The organism is Peptostreptococcus faecalis (genome assembly GCF_900240845.1).
Lineage (GTDB): Bacteria > Bacillota > Clostridia > Peptostreptococcales > Peptostreptococcaceae > Peptostreptococcus > Peptostreptococcus faecalis.
On sequence record NZ_OERU01000002.1, the window covers coordinates 173346 to 193206 of the forward strand.

19 protein-coding genes are annotated in these 19861 nt (G+C 27.7%); 17 read left to right on the forward strand and 2 right to left on the reverse strand.

Translation table 11 applies throughout. The annotated features are described in order from the left end of the window. Positions 1-44: 44 nt before the first annotated feature. Positions 45-2648 carry a cell wall-binding repeat-containing protein gene (locus C0982_RS06090; protein ID WP_101773371.1) on the reverse strand — a complete coding sequence of 868 codons (2604 nt, stop codon included), beginning with the start codon at positions 2646-2648 and terminating at the stop codon, positions 45-47. Positions 2649-3228: 580 nt separating this feature from the next. Here C0982_RS06090 and C0982_RS06095 point away from each other — a divergent pair. The 15 genes from C0982_RS06095 to C0982_RS06165 all read left to right on the forward strand — a co-directional run bounded on the left by C0982_RS06095 (position 3229) and on the right by C0982_RS06165 (position 18024). After that, positions 3229-5241, forward strand: a complete 2013-nt coding sequence (locus tag C0982_RS06095; protein WP_101773372.1) for a cell wall-binding repeat-containing protein — start codon at positions 3229-3231, stop codon at positions 5239-5241. Between the two features lie 385 nt (positions 5242-5626). Next, a complete protein-coding gene (locus C0982_RS06100; RefSeq protein WP_101773373.1) occupies positions 5627-6787 on the forward strand; it encodes a CD0519/CD1768 family membrane protein in 1161 nt (386 codons plus the stop codon). A 305-nt stretch (positions 6788-7092) separates the two neighbouring features. Next, positions 7093-8055, forward strand: a complete 963-nt coding sequence (locus C0982_RS06105; protein WP_278336041.1) for an AI-2E family transporter — start codon at positions 7093-7095, stop codon at positions 8053-8055. Between the two features lie 89 nt (positions 8056-8144). Then, positions 8145-8348: a (4Fe-4S)-binding protein gene (locus C0982_RS06110; protein ID WP_101773375.1), complete on the forward strand. Its 204-nt coding sequence runs from the start codon at positions 8145-8147 to the stop codon at positions 8346-8348. Positions 8349-8376: 28 nt separating this feature from the next. Continuing rightward, positions 8377-8658 (forward strand): GNAT family N-acetyltransferase, encoded by a 282-nt coding sequence (locus tag C0982_RS06115; protein WP_101773376.1) that lies wholly within the window; start codon positions 8377-8379, stop codon positions 8656-8658. Positions 8659-8864: 206 nt separating this feature from the next. Continuing rightward, positions 8865-9059: a sulfur carrier protein ThiS gene (thiS, locus tag C0982_RS06120; protein ID WP_101773377.1), complete on the forward strand. Its 195-nt coding sequence runs from the start codon at positions 8865-8867 to the stop codon at positions 9057-9059. After that, entirely contained in the window at positions 9059-9694 is a 636-nt protein-coding gene (thiF, locus tag C0982_RS06125; RefSeq protein WP_180946888.1) for a sulfur carrier protein ThiS adenylyltransferase ThiF, read from the forward strand. The genes thiS and thiF overlap by 1 nt, the downstream gene beginning before the upstream one ends. Positions 9695-9716: 22 nt before the next feature. Continuing rightward, positions 9717-10484 (forward strand): thiazole synthase, encoded by a 768-nt coding sequence (locus C0982_RS06130; protein WP_101773378.1) that lies wholly within the window; start codon positions 9717-9719, stop codon positions 10482-10484. 25 nt (positions 10485-10509) lie between these two features. Continuing rightward, a complete protein-coding gene (gene thiH, locus C0982_RS06135; protein ID WP_101773379.1) occupies positions 10510-11688 on the forward strand; it encodes a 2-iminoacetate synthase ThiH in 1179 nt (392 codons plus the stop codon). A 9-nt stretch (positions 11689-11697) separates the two neighbouring features. Beyond that, entirely contained in the window at positions 11698-12297 is a 600-nt protein-coding gene (locus C0982_RS06140) for a thiamine phosphate synthase (RefSeq protein ID WP_101773380.1), read from the forward strand. 183 nt (positions 12298-12480) lie between these two features. Continuing rightward, on the forward strand, positions 12481-13824 hold the full coding sequence (locus C0982_RS06145; RefSeq protein WP_101773381.1) for a hemolysin family protein: 1344 nt from the start codon (positions 12481-12483) through the stop codon (positions 13822-13824). Positions 13825-14013: 189 nt separating this feature from the next. Continuing rightward, positions 14014-14898 (forward strand): YitT family protein, encoded by an 885-nt coding sequence (locus tag C0982_RS06150; protein WP_101773382.1) that lies wholly within the window; start codon positions 14014-14016, stop codon positions 14896-14898. Positions 14899-15045: 147 nt separating this feature from the next. Continuing rightward, positions 15046-15942 (forward strand): PIG-L deacetylase family protein, encoded by an 897-nt coding sequence (locus C0982_RS06155; RefSeq protein WP_101773383.1) that lies wholly within the window; start codon positions 15046-15048, stop codon positions 15940-15942. A gap of 19 nt (positions 15943-15961) precedes the next feature. Continuing rightward, entirely contained in the window at positions 15962-17164 is a 1203-nt protein-coding gene (locus tag C0982_RS06160; RefSeq protein WP_101773384.1) for an ATP-binding protein, read from the forward strand. A 275-nt stretch (positions 17165-17439) separates the two neighbouring features. After that, entirely contained in the window at positions 17440-18024 is a 585-nt protein-coding gene (locus C0982_RS06165) for a helix-turn-helix domain-containing protein (protein WP_101773385.1), read from the forward strand. Between the two features lie 75 nt (positions 18025-18099). On the opposite strand, the gene C0982_RS06170 is transcribed toward C0982_RS06165, so the two are convergent. Next, on the reverse strand, positions 18100-18495 hold the full coding sequence (locus C0982_RS06170; protein ID WP_101773386.1) for a pyridoxamine 5'-phosphate oxidase family protein: 396 nt from the start codon (positions 18493-18495) through the stop codon (positions 18100-18102). A 158-nt stretch (positions 18496-18653) separates the two neighbouring features. Here C0982_RS06170 and C0982_RS06175 point away from each other — a divergent pair, with 158 nt between their 5' ends. Further along, the gene (locus tag C0982_RS06175; protein WP_101773387.1) at positions 18654-19037 is read left to right on the forward strand and encodes a winged helix-turn-helix transcriptional regulator; all 384 of its coding nucleotides are present in this window, start codon (positions 18654-18656) and stop codon (positions 19035-19037) included. 29 nt (positions 19038-19066) lie between these two features. Further along, positions 19067-19759, forward strand: coding sequence for a DUF1361 domain-containing protein (locus C0982_RS06180; RefSeq protein WP_242961525.1), 693 nt, complete (start codon positions 19067-19069; stop codon positions 19757-19759). The last annotated feature ends 102 nt before the right edge of the window (positions 19760-19861 follow it).

Consider the following 19861-nt stretch of genomic DNA (forward strand, 5'->3'; position numbering starts at 1 on the left):
CTCTAAACATAATCATTAGAGGAGTTTTTTATAGTTTGTTAAATTTATTTTCCTATAGGTGTTGATATTCTATCAAGTCTTTGAGATATCTTTACTGCTGTAGAGTATCTATCAGCTCCTGATATTCTTTCTTTATTAGTAACTTTTAGTCCGTCATATATTGACTTAGACACTGAATTTTCTCCTCCACCTACAAGTATGCTATCTACCTTCCAATCAGCTATATCTTTTGCTGTAATGTCAGTTAGTTTATCTGGTCTTGTTAAGTGAATTGGGCACTTGAACTTAGCTGCTAGTGAGTTGATTGTGATTCCATCTGGGAAGTCAGTTCCATCTACTAGTATCATATCAGTCATATTTCCTGTAAGTGCTCTTACTTCTTTTCCTATTAGTGAAGCTGTTTCATATCTGTCTGCTCCACCTATTCTAGATACTGAAGATATCTTTAAATCAGCGTCTAATCTATCTTGTATGCTCTTTGCAACTGAATTTGTACTTCCACCGATTACTATATTATTTAGATTCCAGTCCTTTATTACATTTTCAGTTGTAGTTGTAAGCTTGTTAGGATTTGTAATTAAAATTGGTACTCTCTTTTGAGTTGCAAGAGCTGATATTGTAATTACGTCAGGGAAGTTAGTTCCATCGACTAACATCGCACCATCAGTTTTACCTGTCAAAGCTCTAACTTGTTTTCCAATTTCTTTTGCAGTTTCGTATCTGTCAGTTCCAGCGTATCTAACTATATTAAAGTCTTTTAATTGTTCTTCAACTTTCTTAGATACTGAATCCAATCCACCAGATATTATTACATCCCCTGTTCCACGTCTTTTTAGCTCGTTTAATGTTTCAGTAGAAATGCTGTCTGTTCCAGTTAGAAGTATTGGACAATCTTTTTCATTAGCAAGTACTGTAGCTGTTAGAACATCAGTATATTTTGTTCCGTTTGCAAGTACTGCTGTAGTCTTCTTTGTTGGAGGTGTAACTGTTCCTCCTCCCCCGTTGTTTCCACCATTATTTCCATCATCTTTGATATATATGAGAGTTATTGTCTGTTCTTTATCTTTTAGATATTTTCCAGTTAATGAACCACCATTTGCAACTTCCTTGAATTTATATCCATCAATTTCTGGTGGTGAGATTTTAAAGTCATCACCTTCATTACCTTTTAAAACATCAGTATTTTTTATTTCTTTTCCATTTTCATCTAAATATTTTATATTTATATTATTTGATAAGAAATTTATTTGAGGATTGCCTAGTATAAAATACATGTGGTATCCACTTTCTGAATCATATAAGCCAGAGCCTTCAAATAGATCGGACTGAATTATTGCTGGATAAGTAGAATTTCTTACTCCTCCATATGCAAATTTTTTATTCGAAAAAATATCTTTTAGGGTACTATTTAGTGTTTCATCATTTTCATCTACTAAAAGAGCCTTATCCTCATGCCCACCATTTTTATCATATATAGGTAATTTAATATTTCTATCTAATTTAAATTCGCCATTTCCAACATTTTTATATACTGCGATTGGTTTTCCTATATTATTATGTGGTCCATAATATCCTGCGTTATATGCATCTAATGTTTCTGTATTAGAGTTATCTGGATCATAGAAAAGGTAATATCCAATGTTAGAGGAATTTTGCTCTGATGATTCATTTTCAAAGAATACTATATATGGCAAAGATTCAGTGAAATTTTTATAAGCTTTTATAGTCTTCTCTTCTCCAGTTGGAGCAACTGCTTTGATATCTTTTGATTTTATAATAGTATAATCATCAGGATCAGAGAAAATAGGATACCTACCACCCGACATAAGATTTATATAAGCATTTTGGTCAGGATTATCTCTAACTGATTTTTTTATTAAAGTTATAGGGGCATATAAATCAAAGTTATAATAAGAATCTCTTCCATCCAGCTGATCAGGTAGAAGTCTTGACATTCCACCGAAGTATGTGTAGTCAAATTTTTCTTCAAAATAGTCATAAAATGATTTTCCATTACTATCTTTTTTCATAAGATGTAGATAGTTTCTTTCTACAACATTAGACAATTGTAAAGTTGCATTATTATTTGATGTATCTATTAATTTAGCCCACTCCCAATAATTGTTTGACATAAAATCATATTTTTCATGATATAGATCAATTTGTTTTTGAGTAACGCCTGATTTTAATTCTTGATTTTCACCTTTATAATTTTTTCTAGTTTCTTTTTCTACTGGTTTATCAGAAAAAATTTCATATGACCAAGTACCATTTAAAACTATGTTGATATATTCCTTTTCATTTATAGATTTTATAGTTTCATGAGTGACTTCTTTTGAAAAATCTATTTCCGACTCTTCAAGATACTCAATATTGGAAATATCAAAATGCTCCGAGTAACCAGTCTCAGCAAGCATGTTTAATAGCGCTTTTAGGTAATGACTTTTATTAATCTCACTCAGTATTCTATCTACTTCTTCAGAAGAAATTCCATTTATAGAACCATCTTCTGTTTTTGTAATAGATTCATTTATTTCTGTATTATTATTTTTATCTGTTTCTTGAGCAAAAATTTTGTTATTAATGGAAAATATAAGCGTAGTACACATCAATGTCAAGGCAAATGTTTTCATTCTTCGTATACTCATATTTTAACCTCCTTTAATTTTTAAAAATAAATATTTATGAAGTATTTAAGCATTAGAACATTATTATTATTTCTATTTAAGTTATCACGATAAAAATCAATTTATAAATTTAGTATTTGCATTGAATATATACGGTGAAAACTTATAGAATTAAGTATATATTTTTTGATAATAAATGTTATATATAAATAGTCCATACAACAAGATGTTATAATAGTATATTTATATCACAAAATATGGATTATAAACACGTATAGGAATTTTGTTGTAAATATAAAGCGATATTTATATATATTTTATATTATGATATTTATATATAAATGTACTATTGAAAGAACTGTTATTTTGTTTTTTTACAAAAGATTATATAATAAAAAATATATCGTTTTCACTTTTATATATTTTATTATAAAAAGAAAAATATAAGAAATAACATATAAAAATAATACTATTTTTGATATTGATGAATAAAAATAAAAAAAGTTTCATTTTGTTTTATATTGTGTTACAATTAATAAAGATTATCGGTATTCTAAAACAATAAAAATCAATTAATAATTAGCAAAAGGAGCAGTTACAAATGAACAAAAAAGCATATTCAATTGTATTATCAACAGCGATAGGATTCTCTGCTATAGGGGGAAATATATCGCAAGCAATGGATGTAGATGTAGAATCTAAAGATATTGAAACTCTAGAAAATGAAGCTAAAATTGCTGTAGAGCGTTATAGAGATAGTTCTAGATACTCTGAGACTGAAAGAGATTATGTAATTAGGACACTAGGAAAATTGCCAATTGATAAAAAATATGATTCGTTATATAAAGATTTTGCAACTTCAGAGGTTAATAGATTAAATGGTATATCAGATATAGAGCTAGAAGATTTACCAGATGAAACAACTTTTAACAGATTTAAAGATAGAGCAATAGAAGCTGTAAATAGAGTCTACGATGAAAATATTAAGACTAAACTAAATAATGAAATATTAAATTCAGATGATTTGTATCTTGTAAATACTGCTCTTCTTGGAATCGAAAATATTGGTAGATCTGCAAGGTCTCTTCAGAGTGGACCAGTAACTGATGAGTCTGCTTTAAATAGAATTAAAGAGCTTGCAAATCCTTTTATAAAGAATGGTTTACATATAGAATACAGAGTCATTGATAGTGGAGAAATTGATTCTAGAGATATAGAAATAACTATAAGTAAAAATGAATCAAAAAATACAGTAGATATAAATATAGGTATAAATCCTAATGTTAAGACAGAAAATGCTGTTTCTGAATATGAAAAAATAGGTTCTGATAAAAGTACATCAGAATATGAAAAAGAAAATGCAAAAGATAAAGCTATAGATGGAATTATATTTGTAGAAGGCGACAAAGAAAAAGAAGACTTCAAAAAGAGAATAGTAGATACTGCTGTTAAGTATTATGAGAGTTTAAAACTTGACAAGAGTGCAACTCAAAATGATTTGACTAATGCTTATTATAGAGCAAAAGAACTTGTAAATAGATTTGTAAATGATGAAGAAAAAGAGAAAGAATACAAGAAAAGAATAGAACTTGTAACAGTAGCAGAAATAGACGTTACTGATACGAAAAAAGAAGATACTAATGGAACAAATTCTGCTGAAAAAAATAAATCAACACAACAAGGATCTACATCTAATTCAATATTTAGTAAAGTGGAAGATTTAAAAATCTCTAAGAAAAGGATATCAGGTAGAGATAGATTTGAAACAGCTATAAATATTAGTAAAGAAGCCTACAATACTTCTGATCACGTAGTAATAGTAAATGCCTACAATACTTCTGATGCATTGACTTCATCTTCATATGCTAGCTTAAAATCTGCACCGATACTCCTTACAAATGTTGATAGTATTTCTTCGAAAACTCTAAATGAAATAAAGAGACTTAATGCAAAATATATAACTATTGTAGGAGGAGAACATTCTGTCTCGGATGCGGTTGTTGAATCATTAAAAAAGAATGGGTTAGAAGTAGAAAGAATTGCAGGAAAAGATAGATATGAGACGTCTTCAAAAATTGCAAATGCTGTATACGGAATGAATAAATCTGCAGATACTGCAATTATTGTAAATGGAATTAATAATGTGGATGCACTATCGATATCATCATTAGCTACAAAAAATGGATTACCTATATTTATGTCTAAAAAAGACTCTTTACATAACTCTGTAAGAAGTTATTTAAAAGTAAATAATATGAAGAAATTAGTAATTGTTGGTGGAGAAAATTCTATATCATCGAATTTAGAACAAAAGGTATCTGATATTAGCATAAAAAGTGAAAGAATTGCAGGAAAAGATAGATATGAAACCGCATCTAAAATATCGAAGATATCCAATCCTGATTCAAAAGCATTTATTGTTGCTAGTGGAGAAAATTCAGTAGATGCACTAGCTGCTTCTTCACTTACAAAGACTCTTAATGCACCAATGTTATTAATTAAGAAAAATGAATTACCAAGTAGTGTTAAGGATATGGTTAAAAATATTAATACAATATATTTTGTAGGAGGAGAGAATACAATATATCAAGATGTTTTCTCTCAAATAAAGTAATAAAGATTAGTAATTTTATAAATAATAGATTCTGTGTGATTACAAATAGAAGTGTTGGATAAAAATTTATATTTATTAATGAGTAAGCCCTATAATATATAGAGCTTACTCGTTTTTATAAAAAATATTGTTTTTTATTAGACAATATTGTATAAAATTGTCAGAAAATAATTTAAATATAAATAAGAATTAATACAATTAATATAAATTAATTTAACTGAAAATCTTATTGATTTTATATATAGTTAATATTATATTTAATATCAGTAAGGTAATATGCTTTTTGATTGAAATGATTGTTAAATAATGTTATAATTATATTTGAAAAGTTGTATAATTCTTTAGTCCAAAATTAGAAAAAAACTTGAAAGGAAGGTAACAACGTATGAATGGACGGAAAAAGGTAAAAGCGATATCGCTCGAAACTTTTGTGTTTTTATTTATTTTTATAGGAGGATTTGCTTGGGTAGGTTCAATAATGGGCGCTGGTTTAATGTTTAAAACAATGATGGCTACAGCACATGATTTACTACTTCAAACAGTATTCTTAATAATGGCAATGGCAGTATTAGCAGGAGCAATAAGTGGTCTGTTGTCAGAGTTTGGAGCGATTGCTCTTATAAACAAGATATTTGCACCGCTTATGAAACCGCTTTACGGTCTGCCAGGAGCAAGTATAACAGGAGTAATAGCAACATATCTATCAGATAATCCGGCAATTATATCTTTTGCAAAGGATGACACGTTTACACAGTACTTTAAGAAATATCAAGTACCAGCATTATGTAATCTTGGTACAGCTTTCGGAATGGGATTAATAGTAACAACTTTCATGATAGCTCAAGGTAAGCAATTTATAGCACCAGCTCTAATAGGTAACTTGGGAGCGATAGTAGGTAGTATAGTTAGTGTAAGATTAATGACTATGCAAACTAAAAAATATTACGGTGAAAGTAAAAATGACCCTTATATAGTGTTAACTTCAGATGAAGAAGATAATGATATGGGAGAATTTAGACTTGTAAGAGATGGTAATTTATTCCAAAGAATACTAGATGCACTATTAGAAGGTGGGAAAAATGGTGTTGAAATGGGAATGGCAATAATACCAGGCGTACTAATAGTTTGTACATTAGTTATGATGTTGACTTTCGGACCATCTTCTGATGGTACATATACAGGTGCTGCTTATGAAGGTGTAAAATTACTACCATACCTAGGGCAAAAAATAAGCTTTATAATGGAACCTTTATTTGGATTTAAATCTCCAGAAGCAATAGCTTTCCCTGTAACTTCACTGGGAGCAGTGGGTGCAGCGATGTCATTAGTACCTGAATTTATAAAAACAGGTGTTGCAGGACCGAATGAAATAGCAGTATTTACAGCTATGGGTATGTGTTGGTCTGGATATTTAAGTACACATATAGGTATGATGGATGCTTTAGATTCAAGACCTCTTGCAAGTAAAGCAATAATATCACACACAATAGGTGGGTTAGTAGCAGGAATAGTAGCTCACTTTGTATTTATGTTAATAGTACATTAAGCTTAAAATATTAAAGAAATATACACTAAAAAACAAGATGGATAATTTATTTTATCTATCTTGTTTTTTTTATTCTAATATAATACATATTTCAAAACATAATAAAGGGTGGATTTAAATAAAAATTTAGTAATCTTAATATTAACTTATGATTTAGTGTTATATTTTCATGATATAATATTATTTATATTCAAAGATATTAGCGTTTAAAAAATTTGTAATCTCAAATTACAAAGAATTTTAAGGAGGAGATTTTAATTAGTTTATATGAAAAATTTATAAATAATATTAAATTAAGAAGAATTATCGTTTTTTCTTTTATTATTTTGTTATTGTATCTATCTAAAAGTATAATAACAACAATATTACTAACATTTATATTTATATACTTGTCTGTATCGTTTGAAAAATTTGCACTTAAATATGTAAAAGTACCTTCTTTTGTGATCGTATTAGTATCATATGTAGGTATACTGTTATTTATTTATATTGCTATAACAATGTATGTTCCAGATGCCGTTAATCAACTTAGCAATACGCTGACATCCATGATAGAATTTTATGAAAATAATTTTTCCTCAGATAATGAAGTAATAGAAATTTTAATTGGTTATTTAAATGATTCAAATATTTTTGAAGAACTTAAAAATGGAGCAGGTCTTTTATTGAAATATATTTCTTCTTTTAGTAGAATAGCAATGTCTTTAGTAGCTGCATTTTTCCTTAGTTTTCTATTTATGATTGAGAAAAAGAAAATAAGCAATTTTTCAAAAGTATTTCTTGAAGGTGAAATTTCATGGTTTTTTGAAGATATAGTATTTTTTGCTAAAAAGTTTATAAATACATTTGGAGTTGTAATAGAAGCACAAATTTTTATTGCAATTTGTAATACAGTACTTACAACCATATCTCTAATGATATTTGGATTTCATCAAACTCTCACAATTGTAGTTATGATATTTGTATTTAGCCTTATACCAGTTGCAGGAGCAGTAATGTCAACTATTCCATTATGTATAATTGCATTTTATCAAAATGGAATTAATGGTGTATTGGTCGTGCTTATTACGGTTATAGTTGTACATTTTATAGAGGCATATTTCTTAAATCCTAAGTTTATGTCAAGCAAAACTAATTTACCAATATTTTTTATATTTATAGTTTTATTTGTAAGTAGTCTATTTATGGGAAATTGGGGCTTTATACTTGGGATTCCAATATTCACTTTCATATTGGATTTACTAAAGATAGATTATAAAAACAAATAAATTGAATTATATTATATATTTTTAATGTTATGAAATATATGATATAATCGGCTTAAGTGATTAAATTTAAGTGCAGGTGGTGAAGTGGAATGAAAGAATACAAAGTGGACAATTTAACAATTATTTGGCAACCAGAAAAATGTACTCATGCAGGTGTTTGCTCAGCAACATTGCCAAATGTTTATTTTCCAAAAGAAAGACCTTGGATAAGACCTGAAAATGCTACTGTAGAAGAGTTGAAAAATCAAATTAATCTCTGTCCATCAGGGGCATTAAGTTTTAGAGAAGATTAAATATAAACTCAAAAAGGAGACTTCGAATATGAAAATAGTACATAATAATGGCGAACAAAAAGGTGCGTTTATAGCACTAGAAGGTGAGAAAGAGATGGGAGAAATGACTTATACTTGGGTAGGAAAGAGCAAGTTCATAATCGACCATACAGGCGTTAATGATGAATTCAAAGGCCAGGGAGTAGGAAAAGCTCTAGTTATGTCTGCCGTAGAATATGCTAGAAAAAATGATTTAAAGATAATGCCTCTTTGCCCATTTGCAGCAGGGCTATTTAAACAAAATAAAGAGTTACAAGATTTGGTTTTTTAAAGAGTATAGATAGTATTAATATATTAAAAAAACAAATATAAAAAATAAATAATAAAATACAGTATTATATATTGAAAAGATACGAACATATTGTTAATATATAAGTATAGTGTGTAAAGTAAAACGCACGAAGGGGGACACCACCAAGGGTGTCAATTCTCTTCGTGCGTTTTTTTGTTTTTGATAAGAATAAGGAGGTGATAATATTGGTATTTATCAATGGGAAAAAAGAGGAAATAGAGCATAGTAATCTGCTAGAGTATTTAAAAGAAAAAAAATATGATACCAAAAGAATTGCAGTAGAGTTAAATGAAAATGTTATAAAAAAAGAATTATATGAATTTACTTATTTATCTGATGGAGATAGAGTAGAAATTGTATGTTTTGTAGGAGGCGGATAATGATAACTACCTTAAATGGATTTAAATTAGATGAAAAGATGATAACTGAAAGAGTTGGAGAAAAATATTACAAAAAATTTAAAAGTGCTAGAGTATGTATATTAGGACTTGGAGGACTAGGATCTAATATATCAGTTTATTTAGCTAGAAGTGGACTAGGAAAGTTGATATTAGTTGACTATGATATAGTGGAGCCAAGTAATATCAATAGGCAGTACTATAATACATCACATATAGGAATGAAAAAGACGGAAGCACTTAAAAATATTATAAATGAAATTAATCCATTTGTTGAAGTTGAAGTAAAAAACTTAAAAATCGACAAAAATAATATTAATGAAATTATAAAAAATGAAAAATATGTGTGTGAAGCATTAGACGATGCAGATACTAAAGCTATGATAGTTGGAGAAATACTTTCTAAATACAATGATAAAATAATTATTTCAGGATCTGGAATGGCAGGAATAGAAAATGCAAATAACATTTTAACACATAAAAAATTTAAAAATTTATACGTGTGTGGAGATGAAGAATCAGATTTTAAAAAAGTAGAAGGAATGATGGCACCAAAGGTATGTATATGTGCAGGGCATCAAGCTAATGTAGTTTTAAAATTAATAAAAGATGAATAAAAAATTTAATAAGGAGGATGTTATGAAGGACAAGCTAATAATTGGAAATAAAGAATTCGATTCTAGATTTATATTGGGGACAGGGAAATACTCTATAGATTTGATTAATAATGCAGTGGAGTATGCAGGTGCTGAAATGGTGACGGTTTCTCTTAAAAGAGCTATGGGAGGAAATGTAGAAAATATACTGGATCATATACCTAAAAATGTAACTCTACTTCCTAATACTGCTGGTGCTAGAAATGCGGAAGAAGCCGTTAGAATATCAAGGCTTTCAAGAGAATGTGGTTGCGGTGATTTTGTTAAGATAGAAATAATAAGAGATTCAAAATACTTATTCCCTGATAACGTGGAAACTATAAAGGCAGTTGATATTTTAGCTAATGAAGGATTTATAGTAATGCCTTATATGTATCCAGATTTAAACATAGCAAGGGATTTAAAAAATGCAGGTGCAGCAAGTATTATGCCTCTTGGATCACCTATAGGATCTAATAGGGGATTGCTTACAAAAGAATTTATACAGATATTAATAGATGAAATAGAACTTCCAATAATCGTAGACGCAGGAATAGGAAAACCATCTCAAGCATGCGAAGCTATGGAAATGGGAGCATCTGCAATTATGGCAAATACAGCAATAGCAACGGCAGGTGATATACCTATGATGGCAAAAGCATTCAAATTAGCAATAGATTCCGGAAGATTGGCATATAAGTCAAAAGTAGGAAGAGTATTGGAAAAAGGTGGGGCAGCATCTTCTCCATTGACATCATTTTTAAAAGATTAGGATAGTATTTAGGAGGTGATAAAAAATGACAAATAGAAGTGATCATATGAAATATATGAAAGGTATGGAAAAGATAGAATCAGATGTTATGGACAAAGTTATATATGAAATGAACGGATACAACTATTATAATTTTTCAGAAGATGATGTAAAAGAAGCACTTTCAAAAGAATATATATCAATAAAAGACTTTCAAAGCTTACTATCTCCAGCTGCAACTCCATATTTAGAAGATATAGCTCGCAAAGCTCAAATAGAAACAAGAAATCACTTTGGAACATCAATAAGCATGTTTACACCGTTATATATCGCTAATTATTGTGAGAATTATTGTATATACTGTGGCTTTAATATACACAACAAAATAAAGAGGCTTAAGTTAGATTTAGATAGTATAGAAAAAGAAATGATTGCTATTTCAGAAACAGGGCTAGAAGAAATTTTAATTTTAACCGGAGAAAGTAGAAAAAATTCTAATTTAGAATATATAGGAAATGCATGCAAGATAGCTACTAAATACTTTAATGTAGTAGGGGTGGAGATATATCCTTTGAATACAGACGAATACTCATATTTAAATTCATGTGGTGCAGATTTTGTAACTGTATTTCAAGAAACATACAACTCAGATAAATATGAAAAATTACACCTTGCAGGGCACAAAAGGATATTTCCATATAGAATTAATGCTCAAGAAAGAGCTTTAAGAGGTGGAATGAGAGGAGTTGGTTTTGCTGCTTTATTGGGGTTAGATGATTTTAGAAAAGATGCTTTTGCTACAGGATATCATGCTTATCTAATACAAAAGAAATATCCTCATGCCGAAATATCAATTTCTTGTCCTAGGCTTCGACCTATAATAAATAATGATAAAATAAATCCAAAAGATGTACATGAAAGAGAGTTATTACAAGTAATTTGTGCATATAGGCTTTTTCTACCATTTTCTAATATAACTGTTTCAACAAGAGAAAATGCAAATTTTAGAGATAATATAATTAAAATAGCGGCTACGAAAGTTTCGGCAGGTGTTAGTACAGGAATAGGTGCTCATTCTATGGAAAATGATGATTGTACAGGAGACGAGCAATTTGAAATATCTGACTCAAGAACTGTAAAAGAAGTTTTTGAATCAATTAAATCATCAGGACTACAACCTGTTATGAGTGATTATATAAATTTAACTGACACGACGAATTTATAAGGTGTTAAAATGACAAATCTAAGAATTATTACAAATCGAAAATTATGTAAAAATCTACCAAAAAGGTTAGAAGAAGTCTTATATTTATATAAAAAAGGTGATTATTTATCAAGTTTTACAATAGAAGGAGTTGTACTTAGAGAAAAAGATCTTTCGAGAGAAGAATATGCATCTTTACTAAGAGAAGTTATGAAAGTATGTAAGTATTATGGCGTAGATATAATACTGCATAGGAACTGGAAAGAAGGAATTGATTTTGGTATAAATAAAATACAATTACCTCTTAATGATATTAAGAGTATTTGTTGTAATGAATATAACAAAGAAGTATTTTTTAAATATTATAAAGATATATCTGTCTCTGTACATAGTGTAAATGAAGCAAAAATCGCTTATAGCTTAGGAGCAACGTCTGTAGTAGCTGGCCATATATTTAATACAGAGTGCAAAAAGGGATTAGAGCCAAGAGGATTAAGTTTTTTAAATGATGTTTGTGAAAGTATTGAAATTCCAGTATATGCTATAGGTGGAATAGATGAAGAAAAATCAAAATTAGCAATATTAAACGGTGCAAAGGGTGTATGTATGATGTCAGAAATAATGAAGTAATGAATAATTAGGATTAAATTAAATATTTTACTGCTTTTTTACATTGAATTATTATATAAATATATTAATAAATACATAAAATTTGATAGATAGACTCTGTAGTATTGCGAGGTCTTTACAGAATTGAATATTAATGTTAAAATAGTGTGAAAACTTATAGTTTGAAAGGAGTAAATATAAATTATGGATTCAGATCCGAGCGCCCAAATTTTACCTAAAATTTTATTATTATTAGTGTTGACATTGATAAATGCTTTTTTCGCTGCCAGTGAAATTGCAATAGTATCAGTAAACAAAAACAAAATTCAAAAACTTTCAGAGGATGGAGATAAAAGAGCTAAATTAGTTGAAAAATTAATTTCAGAACCTACTAATTTTCTTTCTACAATACAGGTAGCAATAACACTTGCAGGATTATTCTCATCAGCCATAGCTGCTAAAGAGCTTTCTGCACCTTTTGCAAAAATACTTGAAAGTATAGGTACTCCATTTAGTGATACAGTGTCTTTTGTTTCGATTACTATAATACTAGCATTTTTTAACTTAGTATTTGGGGAGTTAGTTCCTAAACGTATTGCGTTGGTTAAAGCGGAAGCAATGTCTTTATTTGTAGTAAGACCTATAAGATTTATAGGAAAAATTTCGTTTCCATTCGTAAAATTACTGTCATTTTCTACATCACTAGTCTTAAGATTATTTGGAATCAATAGTGAGAACTTAGAAGAAGACGTATCAGAAGAAGAAATTAGATCTATGTTAGCTTCTGCAAAGAAAAGCGGTACTTTTAATGAAACAGAACATGAAATGTTAGAAGGTGTATTCGAATTTAATGATATATTAGCACATGAAATAATGACTCCGCGTACAGATGTGTGTGCAATTGATATTGATGAACCATTAGAAGAGAGTTTAAAAGAAATAATGGAGATGAAACACTCGCGTATACCAGTGTATGAAGATAGTATAGACAATATAATCGGTATATTGTATATAAAAGACTTCATAAAAGAAGCTTATAAAGTTGGATTTAACAATGTTAACGTTAGATCTGTTTTAAGAGATGCCTTCTTTATACCTGAGAGTAAAAATATAGATATTTTATTCAAAGAATTACAATCTAATCGCAAGCATATAGCTATACTTGTAGATGAATATGGCGGATTTAGCGGTATTGTAACTATGGAAGACCTGGTAGAAGAAATAATGGGTAATATACAAGATGAATTTGATGAAGAAGAAATAGATTTTCAAAAAATAGATGACTTAAACTATATATTATCTGGATCATATGAAATAACTGATCTAAATGAAGAGTTTGAATTAGAATTATCAGAAGAAGAACATGAAACAATCAGTGGATTTTTAATAAATGAATTAGGATATATACCTAAAGATGGAGAAAAACCATTTATAAAGACTGATAATGCAGAGTTTTATGTGTTAAGGGTATCTAATCATAGAATTCAAAAGGTTAAGATGCATTTACTTCCTAAAGAAGATGAAGAATCAGATGAATCAGAAGAATAGTAAACTCAATAGTATTAAGTGAAATAAAACTAAATATAATATAATAAAATTGAAGTAAAAAATAGCGATATATGTGTATCGCTATTTTATTTTGTGTTATAATACTAAAATGCTTATATTTAGTTAATATTAATTTTTAATTAGTTAAATAAGTAATATATTTAAATACAAAGAAAAGGATGTGGTAAATTGAATAAAGTAAAAAATACTCAAAGATTAAAAGAATTGCTTTATGTTACAATAGGAGCTTTGTTACTTGGAATATCCATTAACTCAATATTGTTGCAAAATAAGATTGTAGCAGGTGGCGCAAATGGAGTCAGCATAATATTAAATAATTTATTTGAATGGAATGTAGCAATTATTTTATACTCAATAAATATTCCTCTTTTGATAATTTGTTATTTCTTATTAGGAAAAGAAGTTTTTTTAAAAACGGTATATGGTAGTATGATATATCCATTTTTTGTAGGTATTACAGCAAGTGTGCCAATTTTGACTAATAACCTATTACTGGGTGCTATTTATGGAGGAGTTACTACTGGAGTGGGATTGGGTCTAGTATTCTGGGGAAATGCATCTACTGGAGGAACGGCTATTTTAGCACAAATATTGAATAAATATTTTCATATTTCCTTAGGGCTAGCTATATTTATATTAGACAGTGTAATAATTATGACTGCAATGTTGGTATTTAATACAAACTTAGTATTATATTCGCTGATTTGTCTATTTATAATTGGACGTGTAATAGATATGGTTCAAGTAGGATTTATAAGGTCAAAAACGATACTTATAATTTCAGAAAAATATATGGTCATTAACGAAATGCTGATTAGAGATCAGAATAAAGGTACTACTCTTATTCCAATGCAAGGTGGATATGCTAATAACAAGAGCAAAATGATAATGGCAGTTATATATGATAAAGATTTCCACAAGATAAAAGAATCTATATTGGATATAGATGAGATGGCATTCATTGTAGCTCTCAATGCTAGTGAAGTAAGTGGTAGAGGATTTAGCTTGAAAAAGATTACTGAAAACTATGGTGTAGAAAGCAATTCAATATAAAATGGATAAAACATAAGTAATTATAAATATTAAAAAACATTTATATTGTAGTAAAATATATGTATAAATATTTGATTAATATTAAGAATAGTGTATTATTAATATAGTGTTATTTTAAAATATACTTTATAAAAGTGGAGAGTACTTATGAACAAAAATAAAATAAAAAAAATTATTATTCCTGTAGCAAATGTATACAATAAAATATATTTAAATTCTTATTATAAAAAAAATAAAATAAATCATAACTATGAGTTGTTAGATTTGAATATGAAAAATAAAAATATATTAGTTATGTCTCCTCATCAAGATGATGAAATAATAGGTCTTGGTGGAACTTTAGCTAGACTTTCTGAAAATAATAATATAACAGTTCTGTTTTTAACGGATGGTTCACTTATTAGCTATGAAAATTTTCCTAAAAAGATATCTGCTATAAGAAAGAAAGAGTCTGATGAAGTCTCAAGCATTTTAGGAACAAATACTTCAACATTGAATTTTACAAATACAACATTAGATATCGAAAGAAAAAAATTAGAAAATAGTATAGAGTCTATGCTAAAAGATAATAAATTTGATATTATTTTTACTCCGTCAGTAACAGATTGTACGAGTGATCATAGAGAAACAAGTTTTGCATTATTAAATGTATTAAAATCTAATAAAGGTGATTATTTAGAATTATATTTTTATGAAATAAATAATAGCTTACAGGCAGGTTCAATTAATTGTATATCATCATTAAATATAAATGATATAATGAGTAAAAGAAAATTACTAGATATTTATAGGAGTCAAAAATATATAGATTTCTCTATAATTTGCATAAATGATAGAGAAAAAAGAAAAATGTTTAGAAATAATTGCTATGCTGTTGAAATATTTCATAAGTTGGATTTTGAAAATATGCGAAGTATAATAGAAAAAGAAAAAAAATGTAAAGAGTTTGAAAATATGAAAACAACAACATCTTCTATTAGACTTAAAAAAAATATGGAATATAATTTATCTTATAGAGAAAAAATTGAGAGTATATTTAGATGAATAGAAAGCGGTATTGAATATGAGAGAAGTAGAAGAAAATTATTCATGTGTTGTCCTAATGGGAAGTTTAGGGGCTTTAGCAACTGTTAGAAATTTAGTAGAACACAATATGAATGTAACAGGTGTATCTAAGAGAAACTACCTATTAAAGACAAAAATGAATAATTCTATATTGATAAAAAATAATAATGAAATAACAAAAATTTTAAAAGAAATTAGCGAAAGAAATCACTCTAAAATTATTGTGTTTACAGATAGTGATGAATATGTAGAATATTTATTAAATAATAAAAAAACATTGAGTGAATATTGTTTGATACCATATTCAAGTGATGCGAGTATTACAGAATCTCTAATGAATAAATCACTACTCTATAAGGTAGCAAATGAGCTATCTATTGATATTCCTAAGACTTATTCAATATCAGATATTAATGAACTTACTCGAGTAGTTGAAAAACTAGCGTTTCCTGTACTTGTTAAACCTTCGAAACAAGTGAGTGAAATAAATGAAAAAGTTATACTTTGCGATACTTTTCAAGAGCTTGAGGATGCCTTTCTAAAATATAATAAATATGTAGAGACTCTAGTAATTCAAGAATATATTAAAGGAACAATAGAAAATCAGTACTGTGTAACTACATTTACAGATAAAAATATGAATGTACATATTGCCAATATTGTAAGAAAAAAAAGACAGTATCCAAGTTTGTTTGGAATGGGTAGTTGTCATATTATTTGTTATAATAAAGATATCTTAGATATTGCGTATAAAATTCTTAAAAACTCAAAATATGAAGGAATATCTATGATGGAATTTAAATATTCATCTTTAGAAAATAAATATTATCTAATTGAAATAAATTGTAGACTACCTATTGAAATGCAATTAAACAATGTTGTTAATAAGGAATTTCTATATAACGTTTATAAATATTATACGACTAATGAAAATATTAGTTTTTTAAATGAAGAGCAAGTAGAAAATGAAATGAAACATGAGATAGCATGGGTAAATGCTTCATATGATATTAGAGCTTGTAGACAAGAAAAAGTTAATTTCTTGAAAGAATATTATTTTTATAGTAAAAATAAACAACTTTGTTGGAGTATACTTTCTAGACGAGATAAAAAGTTTTTTATTTATTATATTTGCTATTTATCAAAAAAAATATTCAAAAAAGTATTTAGAAAATTAAAATATACAAATATTTTAATATAGGGATATAGCTGTAAATAAAATATTATACTATAAATTGAAGTGCGCGCTAAAAGTAAAATGTAAACAAAATTTTGGGCGCACTTTTTTGTACTTAATAATTTATTTTGTACTTAATAATTTATAAAGAATAAAGGTAATATGATCAATTTAATATAAAAAGATGTTAATGTATACTATGTAAAGTGAATTTATCATTAAAAAACATTAAAATATAAGTACTTTTGCTAACGCAAGATATATAAAGTTAGCTATTATATTTTTGAGGAGGTTAACAAGTGAATCCTAACGAACAGATAAAATTTAAAAGAAAAGAATTAAATTTATCGCAAGAAGAATTGGCCGAAAAATTGTTTGTTTCCCGTCAAACAGTATCAAATTGGGAAAATGGAAGAAGTTTTCCTGATGTTCAAAATTTAATAGCATTAAGTATTCTTTATGGAATATCTTTAGACGAATTAGTGAAAGGAGATTTGAAAGAAATGAAAAAAAGTATTTCTGATTCAGAAATTAATAAGTATATAAAAATTATGATTATTTTCATGTTATTAGCGATGATTTCTGTTGGACCTTCTATATATTATTTAGAAGGATACTGGAGTTTTATTCCGATGGGATTTCTATGGGCAATTGCTTTTTACGCGTCACGAAAAGTAGAAAAATTAAAAACATTAAATAATATTGATGAATACAAAGAGTTAATAGCTCTTTTAGAAAATAAAAGTGTAGGAGAAATTAACAGCGAAAATAATAAATTGAAATTGTATTCTTATAAGATACTAACGCCAATTTTAGTAAGCTTGATTTTTGCTCTTATGGCAATAGGGTCTTATGGAGCTATGAAAATATTTTTTAAACCTTAAAATTTTTTTGATACGTTATAGGAAGAATACAATAAATAACCCCACCGCATATGAGGTGGGGTTATTTATATGTCTCTATAATAATTCTACATCTACTTTTTTGCCACTCATTTCATAGCATTTTAATACAGGGTTATTAATGCAGAATATTTCAAATTTACCATCTCCAACACTGTAAAGGTTTGCTAAATCAGGCATAACTTCTAGTGCTTTTTTTTGTGAATCTTCAGTAGTAATAAACTCTACAGTACCAGTAATTCTTAGCGTGTTAAGGTTTTTGTCTACTGCGCAAACTTCTACCTTAGGATTTTTTTGCATTTGAGCATACATTTTTTTCCTGTTGTCTGTACAAAAAGAAATCTTACCATTATAATCCATTACAAAGCCAAGTGCCCTTACATGAGGTTGATCACCTTCTACCGTTGATAAATAATAAATTTTTGCACTATTTAAAAAATCCAATACTTTCATTCTAACACCTCCATATTAAAATATACTTTTAATTGTTTGTAAAAACATAAATCTGTTGATATAATTATAATACAAGGTAGATAAAATGCAAGTAAGCAGTTTTTTAATACTTGATATTAAAAAACTGAGTAAAGGAGTATTTTTAGGGAGATTTTATTATGGAATCTAAAGAAGAGACACATAAACTATATGACGAAGAATCTATGTTTTGTCCTATATTGAATGTAGTTGGGGCTATTGGTGGAAAATGGAAACTTCCCATATTATGTATACTCGCAGCAAATGAGTCGCAGAGATATGGAGTTTTAAAAAGAAAGTTGGAAAAAATAACAAATACAATGTTATCTCAGTCGTTGAAAGAGTTAGAAAAAGATCTTTTAGTTAGCAGAATCCAATATAACGAGATTCCACCTAGAGTAGAGTATTCTCTCACAGATAGGGGGAAAAGCCTTGTTCCGATATTGGAAAAATTAGTTAATTGGGGTATTGAAAATATAGAACAAGGCATAAATAGAAATTTGAAATGCAGAAATTGCAGATAAAAATAAAGGAGGAAATTATATTGAAAGAAATGTTCGTCTCGCTAGTAACTATAACGTTTTTATTAAATATTTATTCTTTAATTACTATACTAGTTAGACCAAAAATATTTGGAGTTAAACTGTTTCGACCAATGATTTGGAATTTTAAACTTTCAGTATTACCGTTAATAGTTTTGTTAATAACTATTGTAATTACATTTTTAACAAGGATTATGGTCGCTTATGGTAATCTGAATTTTATGTACTATGTAGGAAATTATATATATTTTATAGGACTTTTATTTTGGTTGTTGCTTTTACCTAATTCAGGATATTTAATAACAGAGCTTAATTTAACACATAGAGAAATGGATGAAAAGGAAGTACCTATTTGGTATGATATAGTATCGATTTTATCATTTTCCTTATCTGGAATATTAAATACAATTTTAAATATAGTAGCAGTACAAAGTCTTTTTTTAATCATTATGTATCAAAGGACAATACATAAAGATTATTTATTTTTAAGCGCGTTGGTTTTAATGCTGCTTATATCAACAGGAATATACATGGGAAGAGAAATAAGGTTTAATTCATGGGATGTTATTCATATAAAATCATTTTTTAGTAAGTTGAAAAATCATTTCATAATAAAAGGAAAGATAAAAAATTATTTACTCTTTATAACATTTCATAGTGTATTTTTTATGATAATATATATGACTTTTATATCACTAATATAATAAATAAAAAATTAAAAATAGAGGAAATATGTAGTAAAAATCAATAAATTACAGTTACTATAAAAACCCTGCAAATTGTTTTGTTATAACAATTTGCAGGGT

What these genes read in the sequence shown, in the direction of transcription:
- C0982_RS06090 (WP_101773371.1), bottom strand. Translation starts at nt 2,648, where the DNA reads ATGAGTATACGAAGAATGAAAACATTTGCCTTGACATTGATGTGTACT.
- C0982_RS06095 (WP_101773372.1), top strand. Translation starts at nt 3,229, where the DNA reads ATGAACAAAAAAGCATATTCAATTGTATTATCAACAGCGATAGGATTC.
- C0982_RS06100 (WP_101773373.1), top strand. Translation starts at nt 5,627, where the DNA reads ATGAATGGACGGAAAAAGGTAAAAGCGATATCGCTCGAAACTTTTGTG.
- C0982_RS06110 (WP_101773375.1), top strand. Translation starts at nt 8,145, where the DNA reads ATGAAAGAATACAAAGTGGACAATTTAACAATTATTTGGCAACCAGAA.
- C0982_RS06115 (WP_101773376.1), top strand. Translation starts at nt 8,377, where the DNA reads ATGAAAATAGTACATAATAATGGCGAACAAAAAGGTGCGTTTATAGCA.
- thiF (WP_180946888.1), top strand. Translation starts at nt 9,059, where the DNA reads ATGATAACTACCTTAAATGGATTTAAATTAGATGAAAAGATGATAACT.
- C0982_RS06130 (WP_101773378.1), top strand. Translation starts at nt 9,717, where the DNA reads ATGAAGGACAAGCTAATAATTGGAAATAAAGAATTCGATTCTAGATTT.
- thiH (WP_101773379.1), top strand. Translation starts at nt 10,510, where the DNA reads ATGACAAATAGAAGTGATCATATGAAATATATGAAAGGTATGGAAAAG.
- C0982_RS06140 (WP_101773380.1), top strand. Translation starts at nt 11,698, where the DNA reads ATGACAAATCTAAGAATTATTACAAATCGAAAATTATGTAAAAATCTA.
- C0982_RS06145 (WP_101773381.1), top strand. Translation starts at nt 12,481, where the DNA reads ATGGATTCAGATCCGAGCGCCCAAATTTTACCTAAAATTTTATTATTA.
- C0982_RS06155 (WP_101773383.1), top strand. Translation starts at nt 15,046, where the DNA reads ATGAACAAAAATAAAATAAAAAAAATTATTATTCCTGTAGCAAATGTA.
- C0982_RS06160 (WP_101773384.1), top strand. Translation starts at nt 15,962, where the DNA reads ATGAGAGAAGTAGAAGAAAATTATTCATGTGTTGTCCTAATGGGAAGT.
- C0982_RS06170 (WP_101773386.1), bottom strand. Translation starts at nt 18,495, where the DNA reads ATGAAAGTATTGGATTTTTTAAATAGTGCAAAAATTTATTATTTATCA.
- C0982_RS06175 (WP_101773387.1), top strand. Translation starts at nt 18,654, where the DNA reads ATGGAATCTAAAGAAGAGACACATAAACTATATGACGAAGAATCTATG.
- C0982_RS06180 (WP_242961525.1), top strand. Translation starts at nt 19,067, where the DNA reads ATGTTCGTCTCGCTAGTAACTATAACGTTTTTATTAAATATTTATTCT.